Below are 24,760 nucleotides of genomic sequence, written 5' to 3'. Positions count from 1 at the left end.
ATCATCCTTCCCCCTACGCCCCACCCCCGCTTTATGTGATCTGTGTTACATAAATGTGAGTAATGCGTACTGGCGCACATAAAAACAGTCCCATTTTTGCAAGCGACATCACGAAATTCCCTGCTGCTGCCTGGCGTCGGTCTCAGTGCTCCTTCTCTCATCCTCCCGACTCCTCCCCCATAAAAAAGCCGGGGGGTGGAGGATTTACGCAATCAATGAATCACGCATAGTCAGGCCATCATGAATGTTGCTGTCGATGACAGGTTGTAACGAAGGGAGAAGGGCATGGCGAGCGTACAGCTGCGAAATGTAACGAAAGCCTGGGGTGACGTGGTGGTATCGAAAGATATCAACCTCGACATTCACGAAGGGGAATTCGTGGTGTTTGTCGGACCGTCAGGCTGCGGAAAATCCACACTGCTGCGTATGATTGCCGGGCTGGAAACCATCACCAGCGGGGATCTTTTCATCGGTGACACCCGAATGAACGATATCCCGCCCGCAGAACGCGGCGTTGGCATGGTCTTTCAGTCTTATGCGCTCTATCCCCATTTAACCGTTGCGGAAAATATGTCGTTTGGCCTCAAGCTGGCGGGCGCCAAAAAAGAGGTGATGAACCAGCGCGTCAATCAGGTGGCGGAAGTACTCCAACTGGCGCACCTGCTGGAGCGTAAGCCGAAGGCGCTTTCCGGCGGTCAGCGCCAGCGCGTGGCGATTGGCCGTACGCTGGTGGCGGAACCGCGCGTGTTCCTGCTCGATGAACCGTTGTCCAACCTTGACGCCGCGCTGCGTGTCCAGATGCGTATTGAAATCTCCCGCCTGCATAAACGCCTGGGCCGCACGATGATTTACGTCACCCACGATCAGGTCGAAGCGATGACGCTTGCGGACAAAATTGTGGTGCTCGACGCCGGACGCGTGGCGCAGGTCGGCAAGCCGCTGGAGCTGTACCACTATCCGGCTGACCGCTTTGTCGCGGGCTTTATCGGCTCGCCGAAGATGAACTTCCTGCCGGTGAAAGTCACCGCCACCGCCATCGACCAGGTGCAGGTTGAGCTGCCTAACCGCCAGCACGTCTGGCTGCCTGTCGACAGCGCGAATGTCCAGGTGGGGGCAAACATGTCCTTAGGGATTCGTCCTGAACACCTGTTGCCGAGCGACATCGCCGACGTCACCCTGGAAGGTGAAGTGCAGGTTGTCGAACAACTCGGTCACGAAACGCAAATTCATATCCAGATCCCCGCCATCCGTCAGAACCTGGTTTACCGCCAGAACGACGTGGTGTTGGTAGAAGAGGGCGCCACATTCGCTATCGGCCTGCCGCCAGAGCGTTGCCATCTGTTCCGTGAGGATGGCACCGCATGTCGTCGGTTGCACAAGGAACCGGGCGTTTAAGGCTCCCCATTAAAAAAACAAAACGTAAAACCCGACGTGGCGGCATCAAGCCAACAAAGCGGCAGCCCGACCGGTGACGCGTTTAAAGAAAAGCAATGATCTCAGGAGATAGAATGATGATTACTCTGCGCAAACTCCCCCTGGCGGTTGCCGTAGCAGCAGGCATGATGTCTGTTCAGGCAATGGCCGTGGATTTCCATGGTTATGCTCGTTCCGGTATTGGCTGGACGGGCAGTGGCGGCGAACAACAGTGCTTCCAGGCAACCGGCGCTCAAAGTAAGTACCGTCTCGGTAACGAATGTGAAACCTACGCGGAACTGAAACTGGGTCAGGAAGTGTGGAAAGAGGGCGATAAGAGTTTTTACTTCGATACCAACGTCGCTTACTCCGTCGCGCAGCAGAACGACTGGGAAGCCACCGATCCGGCGTTCCGTGAAGCCAACGTACAGGGTAAAAACCTGATCGACTGGCTGCCGGGCTCCACTATCTGGGCCGGTAAGCGCTTCTATCAGCGTCATGACGTCCACATGATCGACTTCTACTACTGGGATATTTCCGGTCCTGGCGCCGGTATTGAAAACATCGATCTGGGCTTCGGTAAACTGTCTCTGGCCGCGACCCGTTCTCAGGAAGCGGGCGGTTCTTATATTTTCTCCAGCAACGATATCTATCGTGACTATAAAGACACAGCGAACGACGTGTTCGACGTGCGTTTAGCAGGACTGGAAACCAACCCGGACGGCGTACTGGAGCTGGGCGTTGACTATGGTCGCGCTAACAAAACCGACGGCTACAGTTACGCCGACGGCGCAACCAAAGACGGCTGGATGTTCACCGCTGAACACACCCAGAGCATGCTGAAGGGCTACAACAAGTTTGTAGTTCAGTACGCTACCGACGCAATGACGACGCAGGGTAAAGGGGTTCCGCAAGGCTCCTACACCGGCAATAACTACGACGGCGATAATGAGATTGGTTACATTAACAACCAAATCAATAACAACGGTTCGCTGGTACGTATCCTTGACCACGGCGCCATCTCGCTGGGGGATCGCTGGGATCTGATGTACGTCGGTATGTATCAGGATATCGACCGTGACGACAAAAACGGTACGCGCTGGTGGACCGTGGGTGTGCGCCCAATGTTCAAATGGACGCCGATCATGAGCACCCTGATGGAAGTGGGTTACGACAACGTGAAATCTCAGCGTACCGACGACACCAACAACCAGTACAAAATCACCCTGGCGCAACAGTGGCAGGCGGGCGACAGCATCTGGTCTCGTCCGGCTATCCGTGTCTTCGCAACTTACGCGAAGTGGGATGAAAAATGGGGTTATGACAACGGCATCGCCTATAGCGATACCAGCGCCCGTACCTTCAGCCGTGGCGACAACGATGAGTGGTCCTTCGGCGCCCAGATGGAAATCTGGTGGTAATCCGGCATTAACCTGACGTAACGAGGGGCGTAAGCCCCTCTGTTTTCTCGCGGTTTAGCGCGCTATTGCCTGGCCACCGCTGAACCCATGCTTTCTGAGGTGATAACAATGAAAATGAAGAAAAGTCTCGTCGCCCTTTGTTTATCCGCAGGGTTACTCGCCAGCGCGCCGGGCATCAGCCTGGCTGAGGTCAACTATGTGCCGCAAAACACCAGCGCCGCGCCGACTATTCCGACCGCTGCGCTCCAGCAATTAACCTGGACGCCGGCCGATCAATCTAAAACGCAATCTGTCCAGCTTTCAACCGGCGGCCAGCGCCTCGACGTGGCGGGCATTACCGGCCCCGTCGCGGCCTGGAGCGTCCCGGCGAATATCGGCGAACTGAACATTACGCTTTCCAGCGAAGTAAATAAACAAACCAGCGTCTTTGCGCCGAACGTGCTGATTCTTGATCAGAACATGACGCCATCCGCGTTTTTCCCCAGCAGCTATTTCACTTACCAGGCGCCGGGCGTAATGAGCGCGGATCGTCTGGAAGGGGTGATGCGTCTGACGCCAGCGCTGGGCCAGCAGAAGCTCTACGTGCTGGTCTTTACCACCGAGAAAGATCTCCAGCAGACCACTACGCTGCTTGATCCGGCCAAAGCCTATGCCAAAGGTGTCGGTAACGCCGTACCGGATATTCCGGACCCCGTGGCCCGTCACACCACCGACGGCCTGCTGACACTGAAAGTGAAAACCAGCAGCAGCTCCAGCGTGCTGGTAGGGCCGCTGTTTGGATCGTCCGGCCCGGGTCCGGTGACGGTCGGTAATACCGCCGCGCCTGCGCCTGCCTATGCCGCACCCGCTGCCGCGCCGACACCTGCGCCGGTTAAGAAAAGCGAGCCGATGCTGAACGACACTGAAAGCTACTTTAACAAGGCGATTAAAGACGCCGTCGCCAAAGGTGACGTGGATAAAGCGCTGAAACTGCTTGATGAAGCTGAACGCCTGGGGTCGACATCTGCTCGTTCCACCTTTATCAGCAGTGTAAAAGGCAAGGGGTAAGGTTCTCCCCACATTGCTGATTTGCAACAACTGGTGCGTCTTGTGGCGCACCTTTTTTTCGCCCTCGTTTTAGCATTCGATGCGAATTGTTACGTTTCTGTTGCGTAACAGATCACTTAACTGCGTTTCTTCCTTCTGTAATCGCTTTTCTGCGATACAATGACTTTCAGTTATGAAACGGAGAGTCAGCATGTCACACCCCGCGTTAACGCAACTGCGTGCGCTGCGCTATTTTGAAGCGATCCCTGCGCTGGATGCAGAACAGCTCGACTGGCTGTTACTGGAAGATTCCATGACAAAACGTTTTGAGCAGCAGGGAAAACGGGTCACGGTGACGCTGATAAGAGAAGGCTTTGTCGGGCAACAAGAGGTAGCGGACGAACTGGCGTTGCTGCCGCAAGAGTCCCGCTACTGGCTGCGTGAAATCCTGTTATGCGCCGATGACGAACCCTGGCTTGCCGGACGCACAGTGGTGCCTGAATCCACTCTCAGCGGCCCGGAAATAGCCCTACAAAAATTGGGCAAAATCCCGTTAGGGCGCTATCTTTTTACATCATCGACATTAACCCGAGATTTTATTGAGATTGGTTGTGATGCCGGGCTTTGGGGGCGGCGTTCGCGCCTGCGGCTGAGCGGTAAGCCGCTGTTGCTGACCGAGTTGTTTTTACCGGCATCACCGTTGTACTAAGAGGAAAATAAAATGGAGTGGAGTCTGACGCAGAACAAGCTTCTGGCGTTTCATCGCTTAATGCGGACGGATAAGCCCATTGGCGCCTTACTGCTGCTCTGGCCGACGCTATGGGCGTTATGGGTCGCGACCCCTGGCGTGCCTCCATTGTGGATTCTGGCGGTCTTCGTTGCAGGCGTCTGGCTGATGCGCGCCGCCGGGTGCGTGGTAAACGACTATGCCGATCGCAAATTTGACGGCCACGTGAAGCGCACGGCGAACCGTCCGTTACCCAGCGGCGCAGTGACTGAAAAAGAGGCGCGGACGCTGTTTGTCGTGCTGGTGATGCTCGCCTTCCTGCTGGTGTTGACGCTCAACACCATGACTATTTTACTTTCCGTTGCCGCGCTGGCGCTTGCCTGGGTGTACCCGTTTATGAAGCGCTACACCCATTTGCCGCAGGTGGTGTTGGGCGCGGCGTTTGGCTGGTCGATTCCGATGGCCTTTGCCGCAGTGAGCGAATCGGTGCCGCTGAGCTGCTGGTTAATGTTCCTGGCTAACATACTTTGGGCGGTGGCCTACGACACACAGTATGCGATGGTTGACCGTGACGATGACCTGAAGATCGGTATTAAGTCGACCGCTATTCTGTTTGGTAAAAACGACAAGCTGATCATCGGTATTTTGCAGGTCGCGGTGCTGGTATTGATGGCGCTGATTGGCTGGCTGAACGGACTGGGGATAGGATTTTACGGGGCGATTGTGGTCGCTGGCGCGCTGTTCGCGTATCAGCAGAAGCTGATCGCTCACCGCGAACGTGAAGCCTGCTTCAAAGCGTTTATGAACAATAACTATGTCGGACTGGCGCTGTTTATCGGGCTGGCGATGAGCTACTGGCATTTATAAACAATAAACCGGTCATTCGACCGGTTTTTTTATACGTTACTCGCTTTGCGTCGCGCTCTCGATAGTGAGACGCACATCCGAGGTAATCAACTCCGCCAGCATCTGGTACACCTTCATGGTTTCGCCAGGTTCTGCATCGCCGGTATCGCTGATATAGCCTTCGTCACGTAAAGTAAGCACTAACGAACTGAACACTGCCTTGTCGAAAAACTCCGGCGCGTTGATGCCGTGCAGAACCGACAAACGCTGCGCCACGGTCCGGCTCTCTTTTTCCAGCGTACCGCGGTTGATTGACGGGTTCGCGCTCAGAAGCCAGAAGGTAATGGCGTAACGTTGCAACGTTTCGCGTGCGCCTGCCGCCAGCAGTTGCAGCGTGCGGGAACGCGCAGGATGAATATGCAGCTCGTCGTTTTGTACGGTAATCAGCCCCTGACGCTGCATTTCTGTCGCCAGCGCGTCAATGACTCCAGCCAGTTCATCGCGCTCCCAGCGCAGGAACAGCTCGGCTTTCAGCATTGGGTAAAGGACATCCACGTGCTGCAGCAACGCGTCGCGGGAGATACGGCGGTGCTGGGTAATGATCGCCGCCATCAGCGACGGCAGAACCAGCATATGGGCAATGTTGTTGCGATAATAGGTCATCAGTACCGCCTGCTCGCGCGGCAGAATGATGATATCGCCAATGGTATCCTTTTCGACTTCAAACTTATTCATCTGCAACGCGTGATCGATCAGTTCACTGGCGCTGGCCGACGGGACCGTTGAGTCAGAGGAGTACGGCACATTGCGCATCAGATCCAGATAACAGTTGAGCTGCTCGGTCAACTGCTCGCGAGTGAGCGAACGCTGACGTGACGCCAACAGCGCGGTGCAACACAGGTTCATGGCGTTCGCCGCCCCTGCGTTGTTAATGCGCACCATCAGTTCAGAAGCAATACCGTTAACCGTCGGCGTCAGCCAGGCCGGACGCACCGCTTCAATAGGGTCGATAGACTCGCGCCAGTCGGGAACGTGGTGGTTGAGGTACGTCATCAGCGGCATCGGTTCGCCGAAGTTAACGTAGCCCTGACCGAGATTACGCAGTTTGCTCAGGCCACGCAGCATCTGCGGCAGGCTCTCTTTCTCTTTCGTCGCCCCGCGCAGCTCTTTGGCGTAAGTGCCCACTTCCATGACGTGCTCGTAGCCGATGTAAATCGGGACTAACGTAATCGGACGGGTACCGCCGCGCAGCATCGCCTGGATGGTCATCGACAGGGTGCCGGTTTTCGGATCCAGTAAACGGCCAGTACGGGAACGCCCGCCTTCGACAAAGTATTCAACGGAATAGCCGCGGCTGAACAGTTCGCCGAGATACTCGCGGAACACCGTCGAATAGAGCTTATTGCCTTTAAAAGTGCGGCGGATAAAGAACGCGCCCAGGCGACGGAAAATCGGTCCCGCAGGCCAGAAGTTCAGGTTGATACCGGCAGCGATATGCGGCGGCACCAGCCCCTGATGGTAAAGAACATACGAGAGCAGCAGATAGTCCATATGGCTGCGGTGGCACGGCACATAGACGATTTCGTGCCCGTCGTGGGCCAACTGGCGCACGCGCTCGGCGTTATGGACGTTGATCCCCTGATACAGCCGGTTCCAGGTAAAGCCCAGAATGCGGTCGGTCAGGCGAATCATCTCGTAAGAAAAGTTCGCAGCGATCTCTTCCATCAGGGCAATGGCGTTTTGCTGCGCTTTTTCGTGGGAGATCTTCTTGCTCCGCGCCTCGTCTTCTACCGCGCGGGCAATGGCTTTCGAGGCCAACAGTTTGTTAAACAGATCCTGTCGCGCCGGCAGACGCGGACCGACCGCCGCCAGACGCTGACGGGCGAAGTGCATACGCGCCACGCGCGCCAGTTTCTGCGCGATGGTTTTGTCGGTGCCGTGTTCATCGGCCATGCGGCGCAGCGACACGGACGGCGAGAAACGCACAAAGCTGTCGCGCCCCAGCCAGGAGACGGCAAAGAATTTCTGAATGCCGTTAAGCATACGTAGCGGCGGATTCACTTCGCCTTTTTCACGTCCAGGCGAGCGGCCAAACATCACCGAGACCGGCACCATTTGCACATCCAGGTCTGGATTACTGCGATGCAGGTCGAGATAGTTATGGAACAGCTTGATAGATTCTTCTTTCGGCGTGTAATACGTAAAGACACGCGGTCCGCCATGAATAAAGACATAGCGCGGCAGCAGCGTGCCGTCGATCTCCAGCGGCTCTAACGGGTCGGGAAGATCGTGCGCCAGACACTGCGCGCGCAGTGTGAGTAAGTCCGCTTTGGAGTTATACGGCAAAACGTACATAATTGGGCGAGAGGTATCGAGTCCCAGTTCCGGGGCAGGATCCGCCGGAATAGACTTGCTTTTTACCAGTACGCTTAATGGTAAATTCAGTAATTTATAGTAAATTCGTGGCCAGCCGGACATAAACGATGTAAAGCCTCTGGTTAATAATGCAAATGCGCTGCAAGGATATCAGAAAGTCATGTGAATTTCTGTTGTATACGGTCATACTTCGCGCCGCGTTGCCCGCACTCAGATTATACGCGCTAACAAAGCATTGTCATTGACGCCAATAATGCAAAAAGGTTCTTTTAATGGCTAACAATACCACTGGATTCACCCGAATTATTAAAGCAGCCGGTTACTCCTGGAAGGGGTTTCGCGCAGCATGGGTCAACGAGGCGGCGTTCCGTCAGGAAAGCATTGCGGTGCTGGCAGGCGTGGCCATCGCCTGTTGGCTGGATGTCGATGCTATTACCCGCGTTCTGCTGATTGGCTCGGTGCTGCTGGTCATGATTGTTGAAATTTTAAACAGTGCAATTGAAGCCGTCGTCGACCGTATTGGATCCGAATATCACGAGCTGTCAGGACGGGCGAAGGACATGGGATCGGCGGCAGTGCTGCTTTCCATTATTGTCGCGCTGATCACCTGGGGCATTCTGCTGTGGGCCCATTTTCACTAACAACATACGCGCTCCGTTCCATAACCGCATAAAACTGCGGATCATTGTGCAGTTTGTGGTTCCAAAATCACCTTTAGCTGTATATACTCACAGCATAACTGTATATACACCCAGGGGGCGGAATGAAAGCGTTAACGGCCAGGCAGCAAGAGGTGTTTGATCTTATTCGGGATCACATCAGCCAGACAGGTATGCCGCCGACGCGTGCGGAAATCGCGCAGCGTTTGGGGTTCCGTTCCCCAAACGCCGCTGAAGAACACCTGAAAGCGCTGGCGCGCAAAGGGGTGATTGAAATCGTTTCCGGCGCGTCCCGCGGCATTCGACTGCTGCAGGAAGAAGAAGATGGCTTACCGCTGGTCGGTCGCGTTGCGGCAGGCGAGCCGCTGCTGGCGCAGCAGCACATTGAAGGCCATTACCAGGTCGATCCGTCACTGTTTAAACCGAACGCCGACTTCCTGCTGCGCGTCAGCGGTATGTCGATGAAAGACATCGGCATTATGGACGGCGATCTGCTGGCGGTACACAAAACGCAGGATGTACGTAACGGTCAGGTGGTCGTGGCGCGCATTGATGACGAAGTAACGGTAAAACGCCTGAAAAAACAGGGCAACAAAGTCGAGCTTCTGCCAGAAAACAGCGAATTTACACCGATCGTCGTGGATCTGCGTGAACAAAGCTTCACGATTGAAGGGCTGGCCGTCGGCGTCATCCGCAACGGTGAATGGCTGTAATTTCATTTAGCCGGATATAAGAGCGTACGCGCCGTTATCCGGCGCCAGGCCTGGCAGCGCTGTGCTTATCAGGCCTGTATAATTTTAAATCTACGATAACTGCTCCTCAGGCTTCTTCTCATGCCGTTCTTTGCATCTGCTGATAAAGCGCTCTGGCGTCTTGCCTTACCCATGATTTTCTCCAACATCACTGTGCCGCTGCTTGGGCTGGTGGATACCGCGGTGATAGGCCACCTTGACAGTCCTGTTTACCTCGGCGGGGTGGCGGTTGGGGCGACGGCTACCAGTTTTCTGTTCATGCTGCTGCTCTTTTTACGAATGAGCACTACCGGGCTTACGGCGCAGGCGTTTGGAGCGAAGAACCCACAGGCGCTGGCGCGCGCGTTAGTACAGCCATTGCTGCTGGCGCTGGGCGCTGGCCTGCTCATTGCGCTCTGCCGAACGCCGCTGATCGATCTGGCGCTGCATATCGTCGGCGGTAGCGAGGCGGTGCTGGCGCAGGCAAGACGCTTCCTGGAAATCCGCTGGCTTAGCGCGCCCGCCTCGCTGGCCAATCTGGTCCTGCTGGGCTGGCTGCTCGGTGTGCAGTATGCGCGGGCGCCGGTGATTCTGCTGATTGTCGGTAACATCCTCAACATTATCCTCGACCTGTGGCTGGTGATGGGTCTGCATATGAACGTGCAGGGCGCTGCGCTGGCCACGGTGATAGCTGAATACGCCACGCTATTGCTGGGAATGCTGATGGTGCGCAAGGTGCTGCATCTGCGCGGCGTTTCGATGGCGATGCTAAAGCAGGCCTGGCGCGGGAATATTCGTCGCCTGCTGGCGCTTAATCGCGACATTATGCTGCGTTCGCTGCTGCTCCAGCTCTGCTTTGGCGCCATTACTGTTCTTGGCGCAAGGCTCGGCGGCGACATCATTGCCGTGAACGCAGTGCTCATGACGCTGCTTACTTTTACCGCCTATGCGTTGGACGGCTTTGCCTACGCTGTTGAGGCGCATTCCGGCCAGGCGTATGGCGCGCGGGACGGCAGTCAATTGCTGGAGGTCTGGCGGGCGGCGTGTCGTCAGTCAGGCATCGTAGCACTGCTGTTTTCTTTGACCTACCTGTTGTTGGGGGAGCAGATAATCGCGCTGCTGACCTCACTGCCGCAGTTGCAGCAGTTAGCCGATCGTTATCTGTTCTGGCAGGTGATCCTGCCGTTGGTCGGCGTCTGGTGCTACTTGCTGGATGGCATGTTTATTGGCGCGACCCGCGCTGCGGAAATGCGTAACAGTATGGCGGTGGCGGCGACGGGTTTTGCGTTAACGCTGCTGGCGGTACCGGCATTGGGGAATCACGGTTTGTGGCTGGCGCTGGCGGTTTTCCTGGCGCTGCGCGGACTTTCGTTAGCATGGATTTGGCGGCGGCACTGGCGTAACGGTACCTGGTTTTCGGCAACGTGACGGTTAAATATTCTGAATACTCAACCGAACCCAGAATCCCTGACTACACTTAATATCACGTCCAGCAAGAAACGTAGCAACGTTGGATGACGTAGACTCGCTATTCACAGCCTAACGAAGAGGACTTTATGATGAATAAAGACGAAGCCGGTGGTAACTGGAAACAATTCAAAGGTAAGGTGAAAGAGCAATGGGGCAAATTAACCGACGATGACATGACGGTTATCGAAGGTAAGCGCGATCAGCTGGTAGGTAAAATCCAGGAACGTTATGGCTACCAGAAAGATCAGGCGGAAAAAGAGGTGGGTGACTGGGAAACCCGCAACGACTACCGCTGGTAAACCCTCCTGCCCAAAAGTACAAGGACGTACTGCCCTTTATTTGCTTACAGTGAGCGGCGCGCCTTGCCGCTCGCGCCATTAACGGGGTTTTTTCTTCACCTGAATAGAATGGTCATGTTGGCAATCGCCGGGATGACGACAGGCTTCAACCTCCACGCACGCTGAACATAACCCATGCGCTTCAATCACGTTATGACGCAGGGCAAAACCCATTTTTGCCGCCAGCGTATGCATAATATCTTCCACCCCTTCCGCACACTCTTCCTTCACCGCGCCGCAGCGATCGCAGATAAACATGGCTGAGGTATGCGTCGGCTGATCGAAAAGATAGCAAAGTACGTAGCTGTTTGTGGATTCCACCTTATGCACAAACCCTTGCTCTAGCAGAAAATCCAGCGCCCGGTAAACCGTCGGCGGTTTGGCCTGTGGCTCTGACTCCCGCAGCAGATCGAGCAGATCGTAAGCGCTAATTGCCCCGTCCTGCAGGCTCATCAGGCGTAACACTTCGAGGCGCTGCGGGGTCAGTCGCACATTGCGTTGCGCGCACAATTTTTCAGCTTGCGCCAGCAGCTCTTGCGTTGTGGTCTTTTCCATTGGGCACCTCGGTTAGCGTGGGGTGATAAACCCTCACTTTATCATGTTCTGCAGGAAACGCCGAGATCCTGCCAGTGACGATATATCGTCTGCGAATCTTTCCGCGCTTAATAAAGTCTTCTATACATATTGAGGCGTATCACAAAAAGAGAACGCTTCAGCCCCATTCTGCATGAAGCGAATAGCACCATTTTTATTCATTTTTTCACAGCAATAGTTCTCCTCTGCTGCGTTGATACTGGCAGAGGCGTTATTTCACCTGCTAATAAAAATGGGTTTACTGTGAATAAAAATTTTAACTTTTCGGTGGTGGCGATCGCGGTTTCGTTTTGGGTATCACACCAGGCGAACGCGGCAAATACCTGGGCGGAAGCGCGTAACGATGCAATGGGCGGGACGGGCGTGGCTTCGGCACATTATGGCAGTGGGGTTCTCATCAACCCGGCTTTGCTGGCGAAGGCTAAACCTGAGGACAGCATTACCGTCATCCTTCCTGCGGTTGGGGCGCAAATTACCGACGAGGATAACTTGCAGGATGAGATTGATGAAATCAGCGACAAAATCGACTACTACGATGACGTCGTCGATAACCTGACGCCAGCCGAGGTTCTGCTGAACCCTCGCGGCGTGTTAAACCAGTTTCAGGGGGCGGCGCGCGATCTTGCCGATGAGCTGGAGTACCTGAAAGGGAAGACGGCGCATGCTAACGCCGGGGCCGGACTGGCGGTCAGTATTCCCAACGAGGTGTTATCCGTTGCGTTTGTGGCGAAAGGCTATGCGCATGGCCGTGTAAGCGCGTCAATCGATCAAGGCGATATTGATTATCTGCGCAGAATCGAGGGTAGCGATGCCTATGCGTTAGTTGAAGCGGGCAGGGCGGCGCTGCAGGGCTCTGATGAAATCACCAAACACCTTAACTCCACGGCATCCGGCCGGGCGGCAATCGTCTCCGATTACGGTATCGCGGTGGCGCGTCAGTTTGCCTTAGGCGACGTGCCGCTTTCTATTGGCGTCACGCCGAAACTGCAAAAAACCTGGCTCTATAATTACACGACCTCGATTTATAACTACGACAGCAGCGACTGGAACAGCAGCCGATACCGCAACGATGACACCGGCTTTAACGTCGATGCCGGGATTGCGGCGGACTTTGGCGAAAACTGGACGCTGGGCGTCAGCGGGCAAAACCTTATCTCGCGCGATATCGACACCAAATCGATTTACATTACCAACGGCCTGACCGGCGAAACGCGTAATTATCAGGATACCTATCAGATTCGCCCGCTGGTCACCGCGGGTGTCGCCTGGCATAACGACGTAGTGACGCTGACAGCGGATGGCGATCTAACCGAAACGAAAGGTTTTAAGAGCGAAGATGATTCTCAGTATGTAGGCGTCGGCGCAGAGGTTCGTCCGCTGAACTGGCTGGCCGTTCGGGCAGGCTACCGTGCTGATGTGAAGGCGAACGACAGCAATGTCTTTACCGGCGGCGTTGGGTTTTCTCCGTTCAACCGCGTTCATGTGGATCTGATGGGTCTGTATGGTGAAGACGAAACCTGGGGGGCAGGCGCGCAGCTCAGCATGACGTTCTGAGGCAGCACCGGAGACGTTACGTCTCCGGTTTACCTTTGTGCTATAGTAGCGCCCCTTGTTCACCAGACGCTCAAAAAATCGCCATGTCATCAGAATTACACGCTGCCTTTCCCGCTCACCGTTTCTCCATCGCACCGATGCTCGACTGGACGGACAGACATTGCCGCTATTTCTTGCGCCTGCTGTCTCGCCAGACGTTGCTCTATACCGAGATGGTCACAACAGGCGCCATTATTCATGGCAAAGGCGATTACCTGGCGTACAGCGATGAGGAGCATCCGGTGGCACTGCAACTGGGGGGAAGCGATCCGGCTCAGCTTGCGCAGTGTGCAAAACTTGCGGAGGCTCGCGGCTATGACGAGATCAACCTTAACGTCGGCTGTCCGTCGGATCGCGTGCAGAACGGTATGTTTGGCGCATGCCTGATGGGGAACGCGCAGCTGGTAGCCGATTGCGTGAAGGCGATGCGTGATGCGGTGTCGATTCCGGTGACCGTTAAAACGCGCATCGGTATCGACGACCAGGACAGCTATGAATTTCTCTGCGACTTCATGAATACCGTTTCAGGTAACGGTGAATGCGACATGTTCATCATTCATGCCCGAAAAGCCTGGCTTTCCGGATTAAGCCCGAAAGAGAACCGAGAAATTCCGCCGCTGGATTACCCACGGGTTTATCAGCTCAAACGGGATTTTCCGCATCTCACCCTGTCGATTAACGGCGGTATTACGTCACTGGAACAGGCGAAAGCGCACCTTGCCCATATGGATGGCGTTATGGTCGGGCGCGAAGCGTACCAGAATCCGGGAATTCTGGCCTCGGTTGACCGGGAGATTTTCGGCGTTGACACCGCGGATGCCGATCCGGTGGCCGTGGTACGGGCGATGTATCCGTATATTGAGCGGGAACTGCGGCAGGGGACCTATTTAGGCCATATCACCCGCCATATGCTCGGCCTGTTCCAGGGCATTCCGGGCGCGCGTCAATGGCGTCGTTACCTGAGCGAAAATGCCCATAAAGCCGGTGCGGATATCAACGTGCTTGAGCATGCATTAAAACTGGTCGCTGATAAGCGTTAAAATTTCACCATTAGTTAGTCAATTTCACCACGCCCTGCGCATTGCTGCGGGGCGTTTTGTTTATATATCAACGAATTAATGTTGGCACGCATTTTGTAAAGCATTGATCAGAATTTCATTATGGGAGAGCGTCATGCTGGAACTACTTTTTGTGCTTGGCTTTTTTATCATGCTGATGGTCACTGGCGTTTCGCTGTTGGGCATCCTGGCTGCGCTGGTGGTGGCAACCGCGGTGATGTTCCTGGGCGGAATGTTTGCTTTGATGATCAAACTGTTGCCATGGCTGCTGTTGGCGGTTGCTGTGGTATGGGTTATCAAGGCAATCAAATCGCCGAAAGTGCCGCAATATCGTCGCAATAACCGCTGGCGTTACTAGGGTATTGTGGGGTTCGTCACAACCTGCAATTTTGCCTTTAGAACCAAATAGGAATTGATAATCAAATCTGTCACTATTGCGCGTCTAACGGATTCATCGTGCTGTACCCTACATACAGCCGAACTAAAAAAAGAAAGGGCTTCCCAGGTGGAAGCCCTAATTCTTTCAGCGGATCCCGGTTTACGGAATCAGCAAGCTGGACCCTTGCGTAGCCCTGCTTTCCAGCATTTCATGCGCGCGTTGCGCATCCTGCAGGGCAAACTTCTGGCTATCCGCCACATCGACTTTGATCACGCCGCTGGCGATTAGCGAGAACAGTTCGTTGCTGGCTTCAGTCAGCTCATCGCGATTGGTGACGTAGCCCTGCAGAGAAGGGCGCGTGACGTACAGGGAACCCTTCTGATTCAGGATCCCCAGGTTCACGCCGGTCACCGGGCCGGACGCGTTACCGAAGCTGACCATCAGGCCGCGACGCTGCAGACAGTCCAGCGAGGACTCCCAGGTGTCTTTCCCCACCGAGTCGTACACTACGCAGACCTTTTTCCCGCCGGTGATCTCTTTGACCCGCTCTACGAGATTTTCTTCGCGATAGTTAATCACCTGCCACGCGCCTGCATCCCGCGCCCGCTGCGCTTTTTGCGCGCTGCTCACGCTACCGATAAGTTTTGCGCCCAGCGCTTTCGCCCACTGGCAGGCAATCAAACCCACGCCGCCTGCCGCCGCATGGAACAGGAACGGTTCATCGGGTTTGATTTCATAGGTTTTACGCAACAGGTAAAAGACAGTCAGCCCTTTCAAAAACGAGGCAGCGGCCTGCTCGAAAGAGATCGCGTCGGGTAAAATCGCCGCCTTATCGGCCACGACGTTATGCACTGAACTGTAGGCGCCGAGCGCAGATTGCGCATACACGACGCGATCGCCCGCTTTGATGTGCGTTACGCCGCTGCCCACTTTGCTCACTACGCCCGCTGCTTCGGTACCCAGCCCGCTGGGCAGCGCTGGCGGCGGATAAAGCCCGCTGCGGATGTAGGTATCGATGTAGTTAATGCCAATCGCTTTGTTTTCGACCTGGATTTCGTTCTCCGCCGGATCTGCCGGGGTGAACGCCACGGCCTGAAGCACTTCAGGGCCACCATGCTTGTGAAATTCAATACGTGTTGCCATGCTTCCTCCAAAAGAAATGTGGTAATCTTTCGACCCAATCATTATTTCGGTAACTCCATTCACTATGGCAGGAAATAAACCCTTCAACAAACAACAGACTGATGTCCGGGAGCGCGACCCGCAGGTTGCCGGGCTGAAAGTGCCGCCGCACTCGATTGAAGCGGAACAGTCGGTGTTGGGCGGTTTAATGCTGGATAACGAGCGCTGGGACGACGTTGCCGAACGTGTGGTAGCGGATGATTTCTACACCCGTCCGCACCGTCACATCTTTACTGAAATGGGTCGCCTGCAGGAAGGCGGCAGCCCTATCGACCTGATTACGCTCGCGGAATCGCTGGAGCGCCAGGGACAGCTGGACAGCGTTGGCGGATTCGCCTATCTGGCGGAACTGTCAAAAAATACGCCAAGCGCGGCGAATATCAGCGCTTATGCTGACATTGTCCGCGAACGGGCCGTTGTCCGTGAAATGATTTCGGTGGCAAATGAAATCGCCGAAGCCGGGTTTGATCCGCAGGGGCGCACCAGCGAAGACCTGCTCGATCTCGCCGAATCCCGCGTGTTCAAAATCGCCGAAAGCCGCGCCAATAAAGACGAAGGTCCAAAAAATATTGCCGATGTGCTCGACGCTACCGTCGCGCGTATCGAACAGCTATTCCAGCAGCCGCACGATGGTGTGACCGGCGTGAACACTGGCTATGACGACCTCAATAAAAAGACCGCCGGTTTACAGCCTTCAGATCTGATTATCGTCGCCGCGCGTCCGTCGATGGGGAAAACGACCTTTGCGATGAACCTCGTTGAAAACGCGGCGATGTTGCAGGACAAGCCGGTGCTTATCTTCAGTCTGGAAATGCCCTCGGAACAGATCATGATGCGTTCTCTGGCGTCGCTGTCCCGCGTCGATCAAACCCGCATCCGTACCGGTCAGCTCGACGACGAGGATTGGGCGCGTATTTCCGGTACGATGGGCATTCTGCTGGAAAAACGCAATATCTATATTGATGATTCATCCGGCCTGACGCCGACGGAAGTGCGCTCCCGCGCGCGCCGTATTGCCCGCGAACATGGCGGCATCGGGCTTATTATGATCGACTATCTTCAGCTGATGCGCGTACCGTCGCTTTCCGACAACCGTACCCTGGAGATCGCCGAAATCTCCCGCTCGCTGAAAGCGCTGGCGAAAGAACTGCATGTGCCGGTAGTGGCGCTGTCGCAGCTTAACCGCTCCCTGGAACAACGTGCCGACAAGCGTCCGGTCAACTCCGACCTGCGTGAGTCCGGCTCTATCGAGCAGGACGCCGACCTGATTATGTTTATCTACCGTGATGAGGTTTATCACGAGAACAGTGACCTGAAAGGCATCGCGGAAATCATTATTGGTAAGCAGCGTAACGGCCCCATCGGCACGGTGCGTCTGACATTCAACGGGCAATGGTCGCGCTTTGATAATTATGCCGGGCCACAATACGACGACGAATAAATAATTTGGCTATTTTATTTGCGATTTTGGGATTGGGCAGTGCTCGCCATCCTCACGTACTTCAGTACGCTCCGGTGGCTGCGCGCTGGCCGCACCCAAACTCGCTGCAACAATAACGCCAAATTTGAGACATATAATTTAAGGAACTCAAATGCAAGCGGCAACCGTCATGATTAATCGCCGCGCTCTGCGACACAATCTGCAACGTCTGCGTCAACTGGCGCCTGCCAGCAAGCTGGTTGCGGTGGTGAAAGCGAACGCCTACGGACACGGTCTGTTAGAGACCGCGCGAACGCTCCCCGATGCTGACGCTTTTGGCGTCGCGCGACTTGAAGAGGCGTTGCGCCTGCGCGCGGGAGGGATCACCCAGCCTATCCTGCTGCTGGAAGGCTTTTTTGAGGCGTCTGATCTACCCACTATCTCCGTACAGCATCTGCATACGGCGGTACATAACGAAGAACAACTGGCTGCGCTGGAAGCGGCGGAACTGGATGCGCCAGTAAGCGTGTGGATGAAGCTCGACACCGGTATGCACCGTCTGGGCGTGCTGCCGGAGCAGGCAGACGCGTTTTATCAGCGTCTGACCCGATGCAAAAATGTGCGTCAGCCGGTCAATATCGTCAGCCATTTCGCCCGTGCCGATGAACCGGAATGTGGTGCGACGGAAAAGCAGCTCGCGATTTTCAACACCTTCTGCGCGGGAAAGCCTGGGCAGCGCTCCATTGCCGCGTCCGGCGGGATCCTGCTATGGCCACAGTCGCATTTTGACTGGGTGCGCCCGGGGATCATCCTTTATGGCGTTTCGCCGTTGGAAAACCAGTCTACCGGCGCGGACTTCGGCTGCCAGCCGGTGATGTCCCTGACCTCCAGCCTGATAGCGGTGCGCGAGCACAAAGCCGGGGAACCGGTAGGCTACGGAGGAACGTGGCGAAGCGAGCGAGACACGCGGCTTGGCGTTGTAGCGATGGGCTATGGCGACGGCTATCCGCGCGCGGCGCCGACCGGCACCCCGGTGCTGGTGAACGGTCGTGAAGTGCCGATTGTGGGACGCGTGGCGATGGACATGATCTGCGTAGATCTCGGCCCGCAGGCGCAGGACAATGCAGGCGATCCGGTGATTCTTTGGGGCGAAGGGCTGCCCGTCGAACGCATCGCTGAAATAACGAAAGTAAGTGCTTACGAACTTATCACGCGCCTGACATCACGGGTGGCGATGAAGTATATCGATTAAGCGTACGGCTCTCCGGCCTGGGTTGATCTCACTGCAGGCCGGAGTCGTTGTCGCCATCCGGCAAAGCGCGGCATATTCTCTGCAACATCCTCTCGATCTTCACGGTTATCCGGTTTATTGTGTCTTAACCCCTGCCTGTAAACCTGGAGAACCATCGCGTGTTTCAAAAAGTTGACGCCTATGCTGGCGACCCGATTCTTTCGCTCATGGAGCGGTTTAAAGACGACCCGCGCAGTGACAAAGTGAACCTGAGTATCGGCCTGTATTACAACGAAGACGGGATCATTCCACAGCTCAACGCGGTAGCCGAAGCGGAAGCACGCCTGAATGCGCAACCGCATGGCGCCTCGCTTTATCTGCCAATGGAAGGTCTGAACAGCTATCGCCACGCCATTGCGCCACTGCTGTTTGGCGTCGATCATCCGGTTCTCCAGCAGCAGCGTGTCGCCACGATCCAGACGCTGGGCGGCTCCGGGGCGCTGAAGGTTGGCGCGGATTTTCTCAAGCGCTATTTCCCGGATTCCGGCGTGTGGGTCAGCGACCCGACCTGGGAAAATCATATCGCCATATTTGAAGGGGCTGGATTCGAAGTAAGTACTTACCCCTGGTATGACGACGCCACTAACGGCGTGCGTTTTGACGACCTGTTGGCTACCCTGAAAACGCTGCCCGCACGTAGCATCGTGCTGTTGCATCCTTGCTGTCATAACCCCACCGGGGCGGATTTAAGCCATGCCCAGTGGGACGAAGTCACCGAAATCCTGAAAGCGCGCGATCTGATCCCGTTCCTCGACATCGCCTACCAGGGGTTTGGCGCAGGGATGGACGATGACGCCTGGGCGATTCGCGCTATTGCCAGCGCCGGATTGCCCGCGCTGGTCAGCAACTCTTTTTCTAAAATTTTCTCTCTCTACGGCGAGCGCGTCGGCGGTCTTTCCGTGATCTGCGACGATGCAGAAGCCGCCGGGCGCGTACTGGGACAGCTTAAAGCCACCGTACGGCGTAACTACTCCAGCCCGCCAAACTTTGGCGCGCAACTGGTTGCGACAGTGCTGGGCGATGAGACGCTGAAAGCGAACTGGCTGGCGGAAGTGGAAACGATGCGCACCCGGATTCTGGCGATGCGTCAGGAACTGGTGAACGTGCTGACGGCGACCATTCCAGGGCGAAACTTTGACTATCTGCTAAAACAGCGCGGCATGTTCAGCTATACCGGCCTGAGCGCCGCCCAGGTGGATCGCCTGCGCGACGAGTTCGGCGTTTACCTTATCGCCAGCGGACGCATGTGCGTCGCCGGGCTAAACACCGGCAACGTTCAGCGCGTGGCAAAAGCCTTTGCCGCCGTTATGTAACATTTTTACGTCAGCAGGCCGGATGGCACATTGTTCATCCGGCTTATGGGCTTACTTTCTTCAGCTGTGATCATTCTCTTTTTCTATGACAAAACCGTAGAAATTTCTTCCCTTCATTTGTCGTCGGGGTTAAGGTCAGAGCGTTTTGAATAGTCGCACTAAAAATCATAACTAAATGACTTTGAAGGGAAAAGTATGCGTAAGATCACACTGGCCTTCAGCGCCCTCTGTCTGCTTTTCACGTTAAATCACTCCGCCAGCGCCCTCTGTCTGCTTTTCACGTTAAATCACTCCGCCAGCGCGCTTGCATCCCCGCCGTCTCCGCTTAATCCGGGCACTAACGTTGCAAAACTCGCTGAACAAGCGCCGGTCCACTGGGTGTCGGTCACACAGATCGAAAACAGCCTCACCGGGCGTCCGCCGATGGCGGTCGGGTTTGATATCGACGATACCGTATTATTTTCCAGCCCGGGCTTCTGGCGCGGAAAGAAAATGTACTCGCCGGACAGCGAAGCGTATCTGACGAATCCGGCATTCTGGGAAAAGATGAATAACGGCTGGGATGAGTTCAGCATTCCCAAAGAGGTGGCGCGCCAGCTGATCGCCTTGCATGTGCGTCGTGGCGACGACATTTACTTTGTCACCGGACGAAGCCAGACCAAAACCGAAACGGTATCGAAAACGCTGGCCGATGACTTTCATATTCCGGCGGCAAATATGAATCCGGTGATCTTCGCGGGCGATAAGCCGGGACAGAACACCAAAACCCAGTGGCTACAGGCGAAAAATATTCGCATCTTCTACGGCGATTCGGATAACGATATCAGCGCTGCGCGCGAAATGGGTATTCGCGGCATCCGCATTTTGCGCGCGTCCAACTCGACCTATAAACCCTTGCCGCAGGCAGGAGCGTATGGCGAAGAGGTGATCGTCAATTCGGAATATTAAGAAACGCCCGCGATTCGCTGTTTTTTTAAACAAAAATGAGCGCGTAGCTTTTACCTTTCGCTGACTTGCTGCAAACTGAATAAAGACGTTTCAACAAGGAGCAGCCTATGTGGTATCAGCAAACCCTGACTTTACACACGAAGCCGCGCGGGTTTCATCTCGTCACGGATGAGATCCTCGGGCTTCTGGCGGATATGCCGCGCGTAGAGACCGGGCTGCTGCACCTTTTGCTGCAACATACCTCCGCTTCTCTGACGCTTAACGAGAATTGTGATCCCACCGTTCGGCACGATATGGAACGCTTCTTTCTGCAAGCCGTTCCCGATCATGGCAACTACGAACATGACTACGAAGGGCCAGACGATATGCCAGCGCATATCAAATCGTCCCTGCTTGGCGTATCGCTACTGCTGCCGGTTCATAAAGGGCGAATAAAGCTGGGTACCTGGCAGGGCATCTGGCTCGGTGAGCATCGCATCCACGGCGGTTCGCGCCAGATAATCGCGACACTACAAGGGGAATAAAGATGACTAACTCAGAGTTACTGCAATACTGCATGGCAAAACCTGGCGCAGAACAGAGCGTGCACAGCGACTGGAAAGCCACCCAGATTAAAGTTGAAGATGTGCTGTTTGCCATGGTGAAAGAGGTGGAAGAACGCCCGGCGGTATCTCTGAAAACCAGCCCCGAACTGGCGGAATTATTGCGCCAGCAGCACAGCGATGTGCGCCCGAGCCGGCATCTCAACAAAGCGCACTGGAGCACCGTATACCTTGACGGTTCGCTGCCGGACTCGCAGATTTACTATCTGGTGGATGCGTCGTATCAGCAGGCGGTGAACACGCTGCCGGAAGAAAAACGTAAGCTGCTGGTACAGTCATAAAGAAAAACGCCGTTCTTCTGACAATGAACGGCGTTTTTCGTTTTACAACATCGGCTTGAGGAAGCGGGCGGTGTGGGACGCTTGACATTCCGCCACCGTTTCCGGCGTACCGGAGACGAGGATTTCCCCGCCGCCGCTCCCGCCTTCAGGACCGAGATCAACAATCCAGTCCGCGGTTTTGATTACGTCGAGGTTATGCTCAATCACCACGATGGTGTTGCCCTGATCGCGTAACTGGTGCAGTACGTCCAGTAGTTGCTGGATATCGGCAAAGTGCAGACCGGTGGTCGGCTCATCCAGAATATACAGCGTCTGGCCGGTGCCGCGCTTCGACAGTTCGCGCGCCAGCTTCACGCGCTGGGCCTCGCCGCCGGAGAGGGTGGTCGCCGACTGGCCGAGACGGATGTAGGTCAACCCCACGTCCATCAGGGTTTGCAGCTTACGCGCCAGCGCCGGTACGGCATCAAAGAACTCGCGCGCTTCTTCAATGGTCATGTCCAACACTTCATGGATGGTTTTGCCCTTGTACTTTATCTCCAGCGTTTCGCGGTTATAGCGCTTGCCTTTGCACTGGTCGCAGGGGACATAAATATCCGGCAGAAAGTGCATCTCAACCTTAATGACGCCGTCGCCCTGACAGGCTTCGCAGCGCCCGCCGCGAACGTTGAAGCTAAAACGTCCCGGCGTATAGCCGCGCGAACGCGCTTCCGGCACACCGGCAAACAGTTCGCGAACCGGCGTAAACACGCCAGTATAGGTCGCCGGGTTAGAACGCGGCGTGCGCCCGATCGGGCTTTGGTCGATGTCGATAACCTTGTCAAAATGCTCCAGCCCCTGAACGTCGCGATAGGGCGCAGGTTCGGCGATCGTCGCGCCGTTCAGCGCACGCTGGGCGATCGGGAACAGGGTATCGTTGATCAGGGTCGACTTACCGGAGCCGGACACCCCGGTAATGCAGGTGAACAGTCCCACCGGCAACGTCAACGTCACGTCTTTCAGGTTGTTACCGCGCGCGCCGGTCAGCTTCAGCACTTTTTCCGGATTCGCCGGAACGCGCTGTTTCGGCACGTCGATTTTCCGTTTGCCGCTCATGTACTGCCCGGTCAGCGATTCCGGCACCGCCATAATCGCTTCCAGCGGACCTTCGGCAACCACTTCACCGCCGTGGACGCCCGCGCCCGGACCGATGTCGATCACGTGGTCGGCGGCGCGAATCGCGTCTTCGTCGTGCTCCACCACAATGACGGTATTCCCGAGATTACGCAGATGAATCAGTGTGCCCAGCAGACGCTCGTTATCGCGCTGATGAAGACCGATGGACGGCTCATCAAGGACGTACATGACGCCGACCAGCCCCGCGCCAATCTGGCTTGCCAGACGAATGCGCTGCGCTTCGCCGCCGGAAAGCGTTTCGGCTGAGCGGGAAAGCGTGAGGTAGTTCAGACCGACGTTCACCAGGAATTTGAGGCGATCGCCAATCTCTTTCAGTACTTTCTCGGCGATTTTCGCTCGCTGGCCGGACAGTTTGAGATTATTAAAGAAGTCCATCGCATGACCGATGCTCATATCGGAAATGGTCGGCAGCGGCGTATTTTCAACAAAGACGTGGCGCGCTTCGCGACGCAGACGCGTTCCTTCGCAGCTGGCGCACGGACGGTTGCTGATAAACTTGGCTAACTCTTCGCGTACCGCGCTGGATTCCGTCTCTTTATAACGCCGCTCCATATTGTGCAGCACGCCTTCGAACGGATGGCGACGCACCGAGGTGTCGCCGCGATCGTTCATGTATTTAAATTCAATGTTCTCTTTGCCGGAACCGTACAGCACCACTTTGTGCACGCTGGCGTCGAGGCTTCCCCACGGCGCGTCTACGTCGAACTTGTAGTGCTCCGCCAGCGATTTCAACATCTGAAAGTAGTAGAAGTTACGGCGATCCCAGCCGCGGATTGCGCCGCCAGCCAGCGACAGATCCGGATTCTGGATCACGCGGTCCGGGTCGAAATATTGCTGTACGCCGAGGCCGTCACAGGTCGGACACGCGCCCGCCGGGTTGTTGAACGAAAACAGGCGCGGTTCCAGCTCGCGCATGCTGTAGCCGCAGATCGGGCAGGCGAAGTTCGCCGAGAAAAGCAGCTCTTCCGCTTTCGGATCGTCCATATCGGCAACCACTGCCGTACCGCCGGAAAGTTCCAGCGCGGTTTCAAACGACTCCGCCAGACGGGTGCTGAGATCGTCACGCACTTTGAAGCGATCAATCACCACCTCAATGGTGTGTTTCTTTTGCAGTTCCAGCTTCGGCGGATCGGAGAGATCGCACACTTCACCGTCGATACGGGCACGGATATACCCCTGACTTGCCAGGTTTTCCAGCGTTTTGGTGTGCTCGCCTTTACGCTCTTTAATCACCGGCGCCAGCAGCATCAGGCGCTTGCCTTCCGGCTGTGAGAGCACGTTGTCGACCATCTGACTCACCGTCTGCGCCGCCAGCGGCACGTCGTGATCCGGACAGCGCGGTTCGCCGACGCGGGCGAACAGCAGACGCAGGTAGTCGTGGATCTCAGTAATGGTGCCGACCGTGGAACGCGGGTTATGTGATGTCGATTTTTGTTCAATTGAGATAGCCGGAGACAGCCCCTCAATGTGATCGACATCCGGCTTTTCCATTAGCGACAGAAACTGACGCGCATAGGCGGAAAGGGATTCTACGTAACGACGCTGCCCTTCGGCATACAGCGTGTCGAAAGCAAGCGAGGATTTGCCAGACCCCGAAAGCCCGGTCACGACAATCAGTTTGTCGCGAGGGATAACGAGGTTGATGTTTTTGAGATTATGGGTGCGGGCGCCCCGAACTTCGATCTTATCCATTCACCTTTCCCGGATTAAACGCTTTTTGCCCGGCTGCATGCATGGTGCGACCGGCGATCACAAACGGTTAATTATGACACAATATAACCTGAATGGATATACAGTATTGGAATGCAAAACGCAGTGTAGTGTGTAACAATGTCCGGCTAAGGTTGTTTCGCGGAATCAGCGTCACAACGTGGTAAAACCGCCATTGGTAATGCTACAATCGCGCGTTTACACTTATT

At 55.7% G+C, this 24,760-nt stretch carries 22 protein-coding genes; 18 read left to right on the top strand and 4 right to left on the bottom strand.

From position 1 onward, the window contains the following. Window positions 1-285 precede the first annotated feature (285 nt). From malK to ubiA, 5 genes are all read left to right on the top strand, one after another. On the top strand, window positions 286-1,395 hold the full coding sequence (gene malK, locus CSE01S_RS17810; RefSeq protein ID WP_042291242.1) for a maltose/maltodextrin ABC transporter ATP-binding protein MalK: 1,110 nt from the start codon (window positions 286-288) through the stop codon (window positions 1,393-1,395). A gap of 113 nt (window positions 1,396-1,508) precedes the next feature. Further along, window positions 1,509-2,834: a maltoporin gene (locus CSE01S_RS17805; protein WP_042291240.1), complete on the top strand. Its 1,326-nt coding sequence runs from the start codon at window positions 1,509-1,511 to the stop codon at window positions 2,832-2,834. Window positions 2,835-2,942: 108 nt separating this feature from the next. Next, complete coding sequence (malM, locus tag CSE01S_RS17800; protein WP_042291237.1) at window positions 2,943-3,881, top strand: maltose operon protein MalM; 939 nt, start codon at window positions 2,943-2,945, stop codon at window positions 3,879-3,881. 190 nt (window positions 3,882-4,071) lie between these two features. Further along, on the top strand, window positions 4,072-4,569 hold the full coding sequence (gene ubiC / locus CSE01S_RS17795) for a chorismate lyase (protein ID WP_042291236.1): 498 nt from the start codon (window positions 4,072-4,074) through the stop codon (window positions 4,567-4,569). 12 nt (window positions 4,570-4,581) lie between these two features. Then, window positions 4,582-5,454: a 4-hydroxybenzoate octaprenyltransferase gene (gene ubiA, locus CSE01S_RS17790; protein WP_042291233.1), complete on the top strand. Its 873-nt coding sequence runs from the start codon at window positions 4,582-4,584 to the stop codon at window positions 5,452-5,454. 36 nt (window positions 5,455-5,490) lie between these two features. Here the strand turns inward: ubiA and plsB are convergent, their stop codons facing one another. Next, complete coding sequence (gene plsB / locus CSE01S_RS17785) at window positions 5,491-7,911, bottom strand: glycerol-3-phosphate 1-O-acyltransferase PlsB (protein ID WP_042291230.1); 2,421 nt, start codon at window positions 7,909-7,911, stop codon at window positions 5,491-5,493. A 170-nt stretch (window positions 7,912-8,081) separates the two neighbouring features. Here plsB and CSE01S_RS17780 point away from each other — a divergent pair, with 170 nt between their 5' ends. The 4 genes from CSE01S_RS17780 (at window position 8,082) to CSE01S_RS17765 (ending at window position 10,968) form a co-directional block, all read left to right on the top strand. Continuing rightward, on the top strand, window positions 8,082-8,450 hold the full coding sequence (locus CSE01S_RS17780; RefSeq protein ID WP_042291228.1) for a diacylglycerol kinase: 369 nt from the start codon (window positions 8,082-8,084) through the stop codon (window positions 8,448-8,450). 122 nt (window positions 8,451-8,572) lie between these two features. Next, window positions 8,573-9,181: a transcriptional repressor LexA gene (gene lexA, locus CSE01S_RS17775; RefSeq protein WP_042291226.1), complete on the top strand. Its 609-nt coding sequence runs from the start codon at window positions 8,573-8,575 to the stop codon at window positions 9,179-9,181. Window positions 9,182-9,301: 120 nt separating this feature from the next. Beyond that, window positions 9,302-10,627, top strand: coding sequence for an MATE family efflux transporter DinF (gene dinF / locus CSE01S_RS17770; protein WP_042291223.1), 1,326 nt, complete (start codon window positions 9,302-9,304; stop codon window positions 10,625-10,627). 131 nt (window positions 10,628-10,758) lie between these two features. After that, window positions 10,759-10,968 (top strand): CsbD family protein, encoded by a 210-nt coding sequence (locus CSE01S_RS17765; RefSeq protein ID WP_042291340.1) that lies wholly within the window; start codon window positions 10,759-10,761, stop codon window positions 10,966-10,968. 78 nt (window positions 10,969-11,046) lie between these two features. On the opposite strand, the gene zur is transcribed toward CSE01S_RS17765, so the two are convergent. Next, the gene (gene zur / locus CSE01S_RS17760; protein ID WP_042291221.1) at window positions 11,047-11,562 is read right to left on the bottom strand and encodes a zinc uptake transcriptional repressor Zur; all 516 of its coding nucleotides are present in this window, start codon (window positions 11,560-11,562) and stop codon (window positions 11,047-11,049) included. Between the two features lie 282 nt (window positions 11,563-11,844). Here zur and CSE01S_RS17755 point away from each other — a divergent pair, with 282 nt between their 5' ends. From CSE01S_RS17755 to pspG, 3 genes are all read left to right on the top strand, one after another. Next, window positions 11,845-13,155: a conjugal transfer protein TraF gene (locus tag CSE01S_RS17755; protein ID WP_042291219.1), complete on the top strand. Its 1,311-nt coding sequence runs from the start codon at window positions 11,845-11,847 to the stop codon at window positions 13,153-13,155. Window positions 13,156-13,238: 83 nt separating this feature from the next. Beyond that, a complete protein-coding gene (gene dusA / locus CSE01S_RS17750) occupies window positions 13,239-14,234 on the top strand; it encodes a tRNA dihydrouridine(20/20a) synthase DusA (protein ID WP_042291216.1) in 996 nt (331 codons plus the stop codon). A gap of 133 nt (window positions 14,235-14,367) precedes the next feature. Further along, window positions 14,368-14,610 carry an envelope stress response protein PspG gene (pspG, locus tag CSE01S_RS17745; protein ID WP_042291214.1) on the top strand — a complete coding sequence of 81 codons (243 nt, stop codon included), beginning with the start codon at window positions 14,368-14,370 and terminating at the stop codon, window positions 14,608-14,610. 180 nt (window positions 14,611-14,790) lie between these two features. Here the strand turns inward: pspG and CSE01S_RS17740 are convergent, their stop codons facing one another. Beyond that, on the bottom strand, window positions 14,791-15,774 hold the full coding sequence (locus tag CSE01S_RS17740; RefSeq protein ID WP_042291338.1) for a quinone oxidoreductase: 984 nt from the start codon (window positions 15,772-15,774) through the stop codon (window positions 14,791-14,793). A 64-nt stretch (window positions 15,775-15,838) separates the two neighbouring features. On the opposite strand from CSE01S_RS17740, the gene dnaB reads away from it, so the two are divergent. From dnaB to CSE01S_RS17710, 6 genes are all read left to right on the top strand, one after another. Next, the gene (dnaB, locus tag CSE01S_RS17735; RefSeq protein ID WP_042291212.1) at window positions 15,839-17,254 is read left to right on the top strand and encodes a replicative DNA helicase; all 1,416 of its coding nucleotides are present in this window, start codon (window positions 15,839-15,841) and stop codon (window positions 17,252-17,254) included. Between the two features lie 151 nt (window positions 17,255-17,405). After that, on the top strand, window positions 17,406-18,485 hold the full coding sequence (gene alr, locus CSE01S_RS17730; RefSeq protein WP_042291210.1) for an alanine racemase: 1,080 nt from the start codon (window positions 17,406-17,408) through the stop codon (window positions 18,483-18,485). A gap of 158 nt (window positions 18,486-18,643) precedes the next feature. Next, window positions 18,644-19,837 (top strand): aromatic amino acid transaminase, encoded by a 1,194-nt coding sequence (gene tyrB, locus CSE01S_RS17725; protein ID WP_042291207.1) that lies wholly within the window; start codon window positions 18,644-18,646, stop codon window positions 19,835-19,837. Window positions 19,838-20,032: 195 nt separating this feature from the next. Beyond that, window positions 20,033-20,785: an acid phosphatase AphA gene (gene aphA, locus CSE01S_RS17720; RefSeq protein ID WP_042291203.1), complete on the top strand. Its 753-nt coding sequence runs from the start codon at window positions 20,033-20,035 to the stop codon at window positions 20,783-20,785. Between the two features lie 107 nt (window positions 20,786-20,892). Further along, window positions 20,893-21,309, top strand: coding sequence for a secondary thiamine-phosphate synthase enzyme YjbQ (locus CSE01S_RS17715; RefSeq protein WP_042291200.1), 417 nt, complete (start codon window positions 20,893-20,895; stop codon window positions 21,307-21,309). A gap of 2 nt (window positions 21,310-21,311) precedes the next feature. Beyond that, window positions 21,312-21,668, top strand: a complete 357-nt coding sequence (locus CSE01S_RS17710) for an MmcQ/YjbR family DNA-binding protein (RefSeq protein ID WP_042291198.1) — start codon at window positions 21,312-21,314, stop codon at window positions 21,666-21,668. Between the two features lie 42 nt (window positions 21,669-21,710). Here the strand turns inward: CSE01S_RS17710 and uvrA are convergent, their stop codons facing one another. Continuing rightward, window positions 21,711-24,533, bottom strand: a complete 2,823-nt coding sequence (gene uvrA, locus CSE01S_RS17705; protein ID WP_042291194.1) for an excinuclease ABC subunit UvrA — start codon at window positions 24,531-24,533, stop codon at window positions 21,711-21,713. Window positions 24,534-24,760: the final 227 nt, after the last annotated feature.

The sequence above is a fragment of the Citrobacter sedlakii NBRC 105722 genome (genome assembly GCF_000759835.1).
GTDB lineage: Bacteria > Pseudomonadota > Gammaproteobacteria > Enterobacterales > Enterobacteriaceae > Citrobacter_A > Citrobacter_A sedlakii.
The sequence above is the reverse complement of the archived record's forward strand: the minus strand, read 5'-3'. Positions and strand labels throughout refer to the sequence as shown.